Source organism: Bradyrhizobium sp. MI1.7 (assembly GCF_055811795.1).
Genome location: NZ_JBVVPO010000025.1, coordinates 104,135 through 116,599, shown reverse-complemented (window position 1 = coordinate 116,599; position 12,465 = coordinate 104,135). Strand labels below are relative to the sequence as shown.

Here is a 12,465-nt window from a genome sequence, read left to right as displayed (position 1 = left end):
ACGCCGGCGGAGGCGCTTGACGAATTGCTGTTATGAGTGAAAACAACTGGTGTTGCGACGACCGTTTGAATCCGCCCTTTCATCGCCGGCGACGAGGTGCCGCCCCATTAAGGCATTTAAGGTTCAAGTCTGGGCGCGGTGCGTCGTCGAATTCTTCGTTACATCCAGACAGGCTCGAATCAACGAAAAGCAGGAAAATGAACTGGCTCACGCGCATCACCGGCTTCAACGAAACCACGTACGCCGCTACCCGCGCGCAGCTTGAGGTGCACGGCAGTACTCTCCGCTCCAAGGCCAACGGCCGCAGCTATGGAATCGGCGAGTTCGAGTTGGCATCACTCGACGATCTGCGCGCCCGAGTAGCCGGTGGCACTGGCGCCGAGGGCCGGCCTCGCGTGCAGATCGTCACCGGCGACGTACGCAAGATGCACCAGGTGCCGGAGTACGCGGGCGCTCTCTTCCAGGTTGCCAGCCAGTTCAACGCCCTCGAGATGGTCGGCCCCAGCGTGACGCCTGAGGATGGCGTGACGCGCTACGAGCACGACCGCACGCAGGGCCCGGCGTGTGCCATGGCGGCGGGCGCAGCGACGATCTACCGCAACTACTTCGCCCCCGTGGGCGACCAGATCGGCCAGACGGTGCAGCGCCAACTTGATGGCCTGGCGGATGTCGGCACCGAGCTGAGCGCCCGGCTAGGCCGCCCAGTCACTGACATCTGGGAGTGGCGCAACGGCTATGCGCTCTGCACGCGCCAGGGCCTGGACCTGATCGCGGACCTTCTGCGAGCCATCGGCCCCAAGCAGGCCGACGCGCTGGCCGGCAAAGTGCGCATCGGCATCCATCGCGACGTCGAGGTGACGGATGCGCCGAGCGCACCAAGGCCTACAGTGAGCCAGGCCTTCTGTTCAGCGTTGCCGGTAGCGTACGGCAGTCTGCCGCGGCAGCACTGGGCAGCATTCGCGCAGCTAGTGCTTGATGCCGCTTATGAGGCAACGATGCTTGAGGCCGTGATCAACGGCCGGCGCGGGGCATCGAACATCGTGTTGCTCACGTCACTTGGCGGCGGGGCATTCGGCAACGCGCCCGAGTGGATTCACGCTGCCATCAAGCGCGCTGTGATGAAGGTGCAGGGCTTCGACCTGGATGTGCGGCTCGTGAGCTATGGCCAGCCGTCGGTGAAGGTGCGGGAGTTGGTGAAGGAGCTGGCTTAGGGCAGTGCATTCATCCGGGATCTTCTCGATCAAGTGGCGGAGAGGGAGGGACTCTGCGCCAATTATCTTCCGTACTCCAATTTCGCAGGCGTTTCGTGCAGGTGGCGACGCCGCTGGTACGAATGCTGGTACAATTGACGGTACGAATGAAAAATGCAAGCCCCTCTCGATGCGATCGGAACACACGGGAAACTAGATTAAATGCGCTGCGCACAAGCGGACCTGTTAGCTTCTTAGCTTGTTAGCTTGCTAGCACTCGCCACGCCGGCAGCCCGGCTTCCCTCCGCACAGCCCCCGGCAGCGGCTCGAACTTATCGGGATCTTTCGAATCGCAATGTATCTTACGTTATCCGGCCTGTATCCTACCCGTGAGTTGCGGCACCGGGATGTTGCGGGTCGGCTACCGATCCGCGATCGAGCATGGTTGCCGAGCGAGCTGCGGAGGATCCCGCCAACTCTGGCGACCGATCGCGCGCGGGGCCGCATATGATCTTGCTAACTTATTAGCTCGCGGGTCCGCAGGCTTGCTGACTCGCCAACTTGTTTACTTGTTGGCTCGTCAGCTCGTCGATGGCTCGCTTACGTGCCAGCTATCTTTGGCGTTCCGCGGACGCCTCTGCCGCAAAGATGACCCGTCGACGGCGTAGCCTTGCTGTACGCGTCCGGTAACGGCCCCTGGTTAGGTCATCTGAGCGGATGGCTGACTGCGCTTATGCCGCATGAGCGACGTTCTGAGGCTAGCCAATCCCAGGATTGAGTTTCTGGATGCTCTTGGCGAGATGATCCGGCAAGCGGGCCAACACGTCGGCCAGCCAACCCTGTGGTGGCGTTCTGACCGTCTGGCATCGAGCCAGCGCCACGGGAGACCGACTTAACTGCGGCTGCCGGCTAGACTAGACGCATCAATTCGGCAAGCTGGAGCCAACGACATGCCTGACGCAGCAGCAGGGACCCTCGTCACGGTCAGCCAACCGACCGAGACTGGTCGATGCGGTGTCATGCTGCGATTCCAGGGTCATCAACCCGCCGGCAGCGGTGACGCAAAGAAAAGCGGGTTGCGCAGATGAATTGAGCCATGGGAGCTGCGTGCAACAATTTGTCGCTTGAGTCTTTCGGCGCACATGCCCGCCTAGGCTGAGTTCGCGCTGGGCAGCGGGAGGGGTGGCGCTGCGTGCGTCGGCGCCGATAAACGGAGACGACGAAGGCCGCACTAGCGAAGAAATCTTTTACGTCAATTTGGACCAAACGCGTAAAGCGAGTTCGACCGGCCCTTTCGCGAGCGCATCAAGTGGCGCCTCTACGCGAGACCACTTAATTCTGCAAGTTGATTGGTCGGTGGTTCGCCCGAGGAATTGCTGCCCGCCTGTGCGATGAAGAAATGGATACGCCAGGAAGCGGGAACGTCACAACGAATATACAGGACCACATATTATGTGGGTTCTCTCTTGAGGCTTAAACTTAACGAACTTGCGTCGAACTCTGCGCAGAGTCGGATTCCGCAATATGCGTAGGGTCAGTCAAATTCACGCTATGGCTGTCAAGGCAAGAGCGCCTGCGACGCGTAGTTCCTCCGCCAAATGCGACCAGCTGGATTCATTTGTTTGTTGATAGGGCTAATTGTGTTGACTACCAGTCCCGGTCTTCTTGTCGTAGATCTTGGAGCCCCACAACGCCGCATGGCTCACAAACAGCAGTGCGATAAATGTGGCATCGATCGAAGGCAGACTCGTGATTACTGCAATCGGCTTGGAAGCGGCCAGCACCGTACGGGTCGGCCCAATGCTCGATATGGAGTCGAACAACAGCATCATATAACTCACGACCAAGATCCCGGTCATCGCTGCATACTGCACGCGCGTGGGATCGACTAGATCGTTGTTTCCTTCAGTCTCGTTCATCACCATATCAGCAAGTGCAGCTTCCGATGGCTCGGCGTTGACCCTCAGAGCCGCGCCTACGACGGCGCCACTTTCCACTTTCTTCGTCGCCTGTGATTCTTCCGGGGATCCGACTAGCGATGTATTGGTGATGAGGCGCGAAATGAATGGCGATGCCGCCGAGAGTCCCAGCACGGCCATCAGTTCGCGGGGTATTGACGGAATAAGATTGTAGGCCTTCACCATTTCCTTGAACGTCGTCACGGTTGGATTGGCCGCAGCAGCCTGGTCGAGCGCGCCGTAAGTCAATCCACCGAAGCCGAAATTGTACAGCCCTACGACCAGCCAGCCACCCAGGATTACGATCGACCAAAGCGCCAGCTGCGCCAGCGTCAAGCTCATGCGATAACGGCCATCAATGATGACGCCTAATGGACGACCGTTGATTCCGTATCCGGCGGAAACGAAAAGCAGTGTCAGTGAGACCAGCCCCAGGGCCAAGGGCCAAAAAAGTGAAACCGACCAGCCCGTATCGCCAGAAGCAGTCAGCGCCCACGATGCGAATCGATCGAGAGACGTTTGCTCCATTGTTTCTCGTTGTGCGACCTTCTGTTGTATTTTACCGTATAGCACTTGGCAATCGCTTGGCTTGCCGCTGGCATATCTCCAGTCCGGTGGGCCAAAAACAAAATCGGTGGCCGTGGGATCGGCGCTGCATTTATCAGCCGGCTTCTCAGCATTGAACATTAATACGGTCTGCCGCGAGGCCATACCGACTCCATACGCCCAGACGGCCGCGGCGACGAACGCGATGCACGCCGCCACGAAAAGGCGGAAGCCGATTTTGGGCTTCGCCTTGGTTTGCGACATCTGAAGCAACGCCACCCTGCCGCCAGGGACACCGGTTCCGGTGACCGCATTCACAAAGATCGGATCGTTCGCATCGCCGTCGACAGCGGCTCGCGAGAACACATCGACCTTGCGTCCGTTGGTCAACGAAAACCGACCGTGATGGATGATGCCTTCAACCGGAAGCGTATTCCAGGGGGAAGGCGGTTGAGGATTCGACTTTGACGTCGGCCGTTGCTTCTCGTCACCGGCCGCCCAGAATATCATTCTGCGCTCCGGCGGAGTCGATCCCACAGCAGTGTCGACGATCGACATCAAGGCGCGAACGGCGCCACTATATTGGGGATCGTTGAGAGACGGCGGCGCTTCGCGCCTATTGAAACCGGCGCCGTCGGCCGAAGCGACAAGTCTTGCGACTAATTTCCGCACCTGATTGACGTCACCGCTTCCGTCTACGTTGCTGTCCCCCAACGATTTTGTTTCCGCCCATACAATCTGTGCGATCTCCCCTGACAGAAGCGCCATTCCCCCTCCCAAAATTTGAGCGAGCCGCCGCTCTCGCAAAGCACAATCAGCTCGACGAACCAATCAGCTGAATAGGATATTGCAATATTGGCGAGAAGCTTATTTAATGCCGAAGTTGTGTCAATTGGTAGTTGTAGCAACTGGGCGATTTTTGCGGAGATTTTCTATTGCAGCCTCGATCGAAGGTTGACCTTGCAACTTTCGCGGTAAGGGACAGGCCACATAGGAATCCCGTTGCTCGACCCGCAAGTCTCAATTGTCTGCCTAGACCAAAACTCGGATTGTCTATTTTGATCAAGACCAATGGATCGATCTCGGTTGCCCGATGAAGCACCAGGATGAAAGCTTGGAGCTACGTGTCCTTCTCGAGTGACTGGTGGAAGTATTTAGAGCCGGCCACGTCGTTACCGCGATCGTAGTCAGACCCGCGCGGCACAATGCGCAGGATCGACTAACCGCGCTTGCACTAGGGTGAGTTCGATAGTTCGACGACGCACGAAGAAGGCAGGCTCGCCTTTACAACCGTTTGGCGATCGATGATCTTAAAGTTGCGGCTCAAGATTTTTCTTTGGCATTAGGTTCATTCTCGATGGATCATTCGCGCGCAACCCAGTCCGCAAATCCTGGAAGTCGGCCGGTAGCCGCGACAACTGGAAGCCAGTCGCCGAAGGCCATTTTTTCCCATCAGCAATTTTCTGCCACGCTGCCGAAGGGCGGTGGCGCCATTCGCGGACTGCAAGAGAAGCTTGAGGTAGACGCAGCCCGCGGCACGGCTCGGCTCGCCATTCCCCTGCCCGCGCATGCCGTCCGCGGCAGCCTCTCACCTGAGCTATCCCTTGCCTACCATTCCGGCGATGGCAATGGCCCGTTTGGCGCTGGTTGGAACGTCGGTGTATCGACGATTTCCCGTCGTACGGATTTCGGAGTCCCCCAGTATCGGGACGACGAAGACTCTGACCGCTTCGTGGCGTCCGGCGATGATGAACTCGTGCGAGTCCTCAAAGACCAAAATGGCGCCATCGAACGGTTTTGTGATTTGACGGGTGCCGCCTCGCTGAAACGTCCGGGCACGCCTCATTTTGCCGTGCGCGCCTATCGCCCGCGGATCGAGTCTGCGTTTAGCTCCATCGAATGGTGGCGGAAAATGACACCCCGAGCTGGCGGTGGATGGGATTGCCCTGAGAGTTTCTGGCGTATCATCGACAAGACAAATGTCACCAGCCTCTATGGGTTTTCCGCCTCGGCTCGTGCAAGCGCGCCAGATGATACGGCGCGAGTCTTCCAATGGTCCCTTGAGCGCGTCTTCGACGACCGCGGCAATGCGGTTCTTTACGAATACGCCGCGGACCCGGGTGAGGAGGCCGGCCGGCCCTTTGCCTCGCCGTGCTATCTCGTCGCGGTAAAATATGGAGCGTCGACACCCTATCCCAGGACCTCCTGGCTTCATGCCAATTTTCCTCCGAGTGGGGCGCCGTGGCTTTTTAGCCTCAAGCTCGACTACGGCGCGCCGGTCGGGCAACCCGCCGACACCCTCGGGCAACTGGTCGAACAATGCGAACATCCGGCCGACCGAAATCGCTGCATCGCCCCATCGCAAGGTCCCGCACGACGCGATGCCTTCAGTAGTTGCCGAAGCGGTTTCGCACTTCGCACCCGGCGTCTTTGCCGGCGTATTCTTTCCTTCCACCACCTTTCGGGTTCATCTGGATACCAAGGCCTGGCCTGCAGTCTGGAGCTGAGCTATCAAGAGAATGTCTATCTTTCGAAACTAATATCGATCACCCAGGTGATGTGGGACGGCGCGAACGGCCGTGCCTTTCCGCCGCTGCAACTTTCATACGCCGATGTGCCTGACTTACGGCATGCCCGGGTCGAAAACCTCGACGTGCCCGCGCTGCCGGCGATGCGTCCTGTGTTCGATCAGCCTCGATTCTCCTGGGTCGATCTCGACGCGGAGGGCGCTCCCGGTGCGCTGTTCCAGGCGGCTGATGGCAACTGGCTGTATTGCCGCAATCGCGGCGGCGGGAGGCTTGCCGGCCCGGAACCGGTGCATTGGCAGGCCGCTCGAACCGCGTTGCGCAGCAACGCGCCCCGGCTGCTCGACCTCAATGCCGATGGCTTGCTGGACTGGGTCGAATTGCAGTTGCCGGCCGCCGGCCGGCGGGAACGGCGCTCCGATTACATGTGGGGCGAGCTTGCACCGTTCACGCATAGTCCCGTCCTCGAGATCGACGATCCGAATGTGCGGATGTTCGACCTCGACGGAGACGGGCTGGCCGATCTCGTACGTTCCGAGCCCGGCAGCTATTTCTGGCAGCGCTCGCTCGGCAACGAAGGCTTTGCTGTGCCGGAACGGCTGCCCTGGGCGCTCGATGAAAAGCAGGGGCCCCGGCTACTGTTCTCCGATCGCAACGCCGCGGTCTATCTCGCTGACCTCACCGGTGATGGCCTCACGGATCTGATCCGCCTGCGTAACGGCGAGATGTCATACTGGCCCAATCTCGGTCGTGGAAAGTTCGGCGCACGGCGTCAGTTCACCATTCGCGATGAGGACGGCCGGGATACCGGCCTGCCGCCGGTATTCGATCGCTCGGAGCGCTTCGAGCATCGCCGTATTCGCTTGCTGGATATCGATGGCAGCGGTCTGGTCGACCTGGCTTATCTCGGCGTGGATCGCGTTCGCGTGTGGCGCAATCAATCCGGAAACGGCTTGAGCCAGCCGATCACCGTCCCCTTCCCGCCGGTGGACGATCCCGACGGCGTGGCGGTCGTCGACCTGCTCGCTAACGGGACCTCCTGCCTCGTCTACACTCCGCCCACGCCGGGGTTCGGCGCCTCGGCTATCTACCTGCACCTCGTCGGTGGACAATCCCCGACTCCCGGGACGTCACCCGCGACCGACGGAGCGCACAAACCACACTTGCTCACCCGCTATACCAATCATCTCGGTGGCGAGACGCTTTTTCACTACACGAGCTCGGCGCGGTTTTGCGTGGAAGACCGCGAGCACGGCCACCCGTGGATCACGAAGCTGGGTTTCCCCGTGCACGTCATCCAACGGATGGAAAAGCGCGACCTGGTGACGGGCAAGATCCTCATCAATGCCTATCGCTATCGGCATGGTCACTATGACGGGCAAGAGCGGGAATTCGCGGGATTTGCCTTCGTGGAGCAGGCGGACTCGATACGATACGACGACTTCGCCGCCATGGCGCACGTGGCCTACGGCGCGACCGCGAGCAATGTCGACCGTGGTTTTCACGTGCCGCCGGTGATCACCCGAACGTGGTATCACACTGGCGCCGGACCGCGCGGAGATTCACTGTCACGGCGATTGCGCGCGGAGTATTTCTCCGGAGATTCCGATGCAATTCTGCTGCCCGATACCCAATATCAAAGCGATCTCATCGGACAGGAGTCGCGCGGAGCGGTACGCGCGCTGAAGGGCTCGATCCTGCGTCAGGAAATTTATTCCGGAGCGGACGAACTCGGAGCCCACGGCACAGGCGCCGCCGGGCGTCCCCACAACGTCTCGGAACGCAGCTACCATGTGAGACGTATTCAACCCACCGGCTCCAACCGTTTTGCCGCGTATTTCCTTCACCCCGCCCAGCAGATCGACTATCACTACGAGCGTCAGGTGGACGACCCGAGGGTACAACACCAATTCACCCTTGAGGTCGACCTCTGGGGTAACATCGTCAGGTCCGCAAAGGTCGCTTATGGCCGGCGTCGTGCGGGGCTGACGAGAGCAGCGGAATTCCTCACGGAGGCCGAACTCCTCTGCCAGGCACGTCGCTTTGTCGAATACACAGAGCGGACTTTCACCAACGCCGTCGATGACCCCCTGAACCGTCTCGCGCCGCTTCCCGCCACGGAGAAGGTCTGGGAGCTGCATGCGTGGCAACCGTCCCGGGCAGACGGATGGTTTATCCCGACTGACTTCGCGACAATACCGCCAGAGATTCCGTACCGAACGAAGCCAGCGGCAATCGCGGAGCCATGCCGCCGCCTGATCGAGCACGTCGAGCATTCCTATTGGGAAAATCCCGCAATGGGCGCATTGCCCATCGGAGAGGTGGGCATCCCGGCACTGCCTCATCGCTCCTGGAAGCTGGCGCTTAGCGTGGACATGCGCCAGGAGTTGGCCAGCGAAGCGGGCAATCAGGTCCAGGGGTTTCCCCTCACTGACCAGATGCTGACGAACGCGGGCTACGAGAAGCGTGACGGCAACTGGTGGGCGAAGTCACCTTTCCAGGTCTATGGTGCTGCTTTTTTCCTTCCAACTAAAAGCATAGATTCCTTCGACGCGCGCTGGACGCAATCCTACGACAGCTTTGGTTTGTTTCCCCTCGAAATCGTAAATCCAGAACAGGATACGACAAAGATCGAATACGATTATCGGCTCCTCCAGCCGCATACGATCACGGATGCGAACGCCGCCCCAACCCGGATCCTGTTCGATACCCGCGGCTTCGTCGCCGCCATGGCGCTGCAAGGAAATCCCGGCAGTTCGACCGGCGACAAGATCTCCCAATCCTCCGGGGACCTGACGCCCGAAGCCATCGCTGCATGTGCCGCCGATCCCATTGTGTCCGCAGGCAAGTTGCTGGGTGCCGCGACCAGTCGCTACGTCTACGACCCTTTTGCCGCCATGCCTGCCGGTCTGCCGTTGTGGCAGCCACGGTCCATTCTGGCGCAGCCCGCTGCGCGCGTGAACCCCGTCTGGGCCGCGGCCCTGACCCGGCAGTTTCACGTGGTGCAGGAGCCCTCCTTCGGCAAGCGCATCGAAATTGCATTCGCGTATTCCGACGGTTTCGGCGAGGTCGCCCAAACCAATCTGCGGACCGATCCCGGCCCCCTTGATCCGCTCGACGCGCAAAGCCCGTCGGTCGATCCGCGCTGGATTCGGTCCGGCCAGCGCCTGGTCAACAACAAGGGATCGGTCGTCCGGCAATACGATCCGAAATTCTCAGATACGCATCGGTTCACTACGGGCTCCATGGCAGACGAGGCACCGGTCCCTACGGTTTTCTACGACGCGCAACAGCGCGTCGTCGCCCGATTGATTCCGCACCGAAACTACCGCCAGCCCGATGCAGCCCCCCGCGGAGTCGCGGGCTGCAGCTACGAGAAACATCTCTTCAACGCCTGGGACGAAGCAATCTGGGATGCGAACGACACCGTCGAGAACGATCCGGTCGACGATCCGGACGTCTCGGCATACTTCGATCCTCTGCCCCCGTCAGAGACAGGTCCGACCTGGCTGCAGGTCCGCACTTCAGGACTTCTGCGCCAAGACAACTGGCCCCGCGATCTGCAGCGGCAGAAGGATGAAGCGGATGCCGCAGCAAAGACTCGCGGGCACGCGAATACACCCGCCCGCACATTCCTCGATCCACTCGGCAATCCATTCCTCACCGTCGTCCACCACAAGCGGAACGGCGCTGCCACCGATGAATACTTCCACACTCGAACGGAGTACGACATCGAAGGCAACCGGCGAGCCGTCTACGACGCACAGGACCGGGAAGTCGTCGGCTCGGACTATAACCTGCTCGGACTGCCCACGCGCACGCGCAGCATGGATGCAGGCGTAAGGGTGCTTCTCCATGCAGTGGATGGGCAGGTCGCGTGCGAATGGAATACTCGCGGGCATCATCTTTCAACGGGCTACGACAAGCTGCGCCGCATAACCGGACTGACGGTCAACGGTCAGGTCAAGGAGAGTTATACTTACGGCTCTGCCGGCGGCTTAGGTTCGCCGGCCGCTTACCAGCGGGGCCAGCTCATCGAGCAGAATGACCAGGCCGGCACCCTGGCTATCCGAAGCTATGACGCCCATGGCCGACCGACCGTCATCGCCCGCGGGGGAAGGGTCAAGAGTGATGTCTACGATGCCCAATCCCGCCTCGCGCGTTCGGAATGCGGCGGTGAGCACATCGCGCGAGACTATTCGTTGTCCGGGCAATTGGCTTCCGTCACCACCGCTCCTGGCGGCGCCGTGGTAACCTCGATCGTCTACAACGCGTCTGGTCAGCGCGCACGATTGAAGTACGCGGGCAATGGCGGCGAAGTTCACACCACGTTCGATCTTTGCAGTGGCCGACTCCACTACCAGCACACGCGCGATGGGAAAGCCCAGGACTTCCATCAGGTCTACGACCCGATAGGGAATATCGTCCATATTCGCGATCGATCCGCCAAGACCGTCTACTTCCGCAACCAGGTCGTCGAGCCTCATCAGAGCTTACGCTACGATTCCCTCTATCGGCTGATTTGTGCCACAGGACGCGAGCACCGTGGACAGACCGCGCCACCGCCCAGCGACTGGGAGCGGGACAACTTTGCGCACCCCATCCCCCATCCGTCGGACGGCCAGGCCATGCGGCGCTACGTCCAGACCTATCGCTATGACGCTGTCGGAAACCCCGTCGAGGTCAAGCACCGCGCATGCGACAACGACTGGACCCGCGACTTGACCTACGATCCCGCCAGCAATCGGGTTCAATCGATTACTACCACGACCGTGACCGGCCCGATCATCGACGCCTTCGCTCACGACGCTCACGGAAATATCACGGCGATGGGCGGGTACTTCAAGAACATGCAGTGGGACCACCGCGACCGGCTGCTCTCGCTGGAAAATGCAACCGGAGCGGCCCTCGCCGGATTTCGCTACGATGCCGCCGGCCAGCGGGTCGAGAAGACCGAGGGCAGCGCCAGGACTTTCTACTTTGGGGAGTTTGAGTTCTACAGCAATCGCAAGGATTCCATCGTCGTCCGCGATGGCCATGGAATCCTTGCCATTGTCGATCACGACAATGGCGCCAATCCCCAGGTACGCGTGCAGCTCTCAAATCAGGTCGGCAGTTGCACCACAGAGATTTCCCTGGCGGACGGGAGTGTCATTTCGCACGAAGCATTTCACCCTTACGGCACGACCAGCTACCACGCGCGACAATCAGGATACGAGGCCAAGCGCTATCGCTACACTGCCAAGGAGCGCGATGACTCCACCGGCCTCAGCTACCATGGTGCGCGTTACTACGCGCCGTGGCTCAACCGATGGATCAGCGCGGATCCCAGCGGGGTCGCAAATGGAATTAATGTCTACCTCTATTGTAGATGCAGCCCGTGTGTCTTCAACGATCCCAACGGGATGTACGAATATGGTGGGCACTATGAGTTGATTTATATGGCCAGCGTTGCGGCCGGGGTTAGCCCAAAAGATGCCGCGTATGTCGCATTCTGGACCCAAGCGCCAGATCAGATTCTAGAAATCGACGCCAAATCTCAAGGACTCAGCAGTTGGAAGACTTCCGTCAAGGAAGGCCTCCTGCCTCTCGGCATGATGAGGGAAATCGCCAATATTCCCGCAGATGTTTACAATGCAGCCAGTGATTTCATATCCGGCATCGCTAGTCAGTCGGGTGTTTCATATCATCCCGGTTTTGCCTCACGTTATGAGATGCCGGCTGATCTCTGGTGGCGTAATCTTGTTTATGACCGCTTTCACGCTTTGACCGGAGGAGACTCCGCAACCGAACAACAAAAGAGCGAAGCATTGGCTCGCCGTTACGACATTGACGACCCACGTTTTGGAATCGCTCTCCATCGCCTACAAGATAGCTTCTCGCACGCAAAAGGAGCCAGAATGTACGGTCCGCCTCTTGGCCATACGGTGGATTCCAAAACTGGCCATAACCCAGATGTGCTCGGAGCAAACAAAGTGAATGATTTGAAGATGATTACCCTGGTCTTCGACATCTTGGCCGAGAAGACAGGACAAAACGATCCATTAAAGAGAGCCGAATTCCTGAGTGACTTCAAAAAAGGAAATCTATCCTCCAAATATAGAATTCCCGACAGAATATTCGGCAAGGAAGCGATCCCGTTTAAAGAATTCAAGAAGACGTTCGACGGCCAAACTCAGAAGGTCGAACACCAATACGACCTCTTATTGAAATGACGATTTGGCTCTAGCGAGGTTTCTGCCGGTC

General features: G+C 59.5%; 3 protein-coding genes. 2 read left to right on the top strand and 1 reads right to left on the bottom strand.

Annotation, left to right across the window (positions count from 1 at the left end):
• Nucleotides 1–197 precede the first annotated feature (197 nt).
• Nucleotides 198–1,211 carry a hypothetical protein gene (locus AC0L3X_RS22850; RefSeq protein WP_473316795.1) on the top strand — a complete coding sequence of 338 codons (1,014 nt, stop codon included), beginning with the start codon at nucleotides 198–200 and terminating at the stop codon, nucleotides 1,209–1,211.
• Between the two features lie 1,613 nt (nucleotides 1,212–2,824).
• On the opposite strand, the gene AC0L3X_RS22845 is transcribed toward AC0L3X_RS22850, so the two are convergent.
• On the bottom strand, nucleotides 2,825–4,462 hold the full coding sequence (locus tag AC0L3X_RS22845) for a hypothetical protein (protein WP_473316794.1): 1,638 nt from the start codon (nucleotides 4,460–4,462) through the stop codon (nucleotides 2,825–2,827).
• Between the two features lie 526 nt (nucleotides 4,463–4,988).
• Here AC0L3X_RS22845 and AC0L3X_RS22840 point away from each other — a divergent pair.
• The gene (locus AC0L3X_RS22840; RefSeq protein ID WP_473316793.1) at nucleotides 4,989–12,434 is read left to right on the top strand and encodes a SpvB/TcaC N-terminal domain-containing protein; all 7,446 of its coding nucleotides are present in this window, start codon (nucleotides 4,989–4,991) and stop codon (nucleotides 12,432–12,434) included.
• The last annotated feature ends 31 nt before the right edge of the window (nucleotides 12,435–12,465 follow it).

Bases quoted from the DNA above. Each gene is read 5' to 3' on its own strand.
- AC0L3X_RS22850 (WP_473316795.1), top strand. From the start codon at position 198: ATGAACTGGCTCACGCGCATCACCGGCTTCAACGAAACCACGTACGCC.
- AC0L3X_RS22845 (WP_473316794.1), bottom strand. From the start codon at position 4,462: ATGGCGCTTCTGTCAGGGGAGATCGCACAGATTGTATGGGCGGAAACA.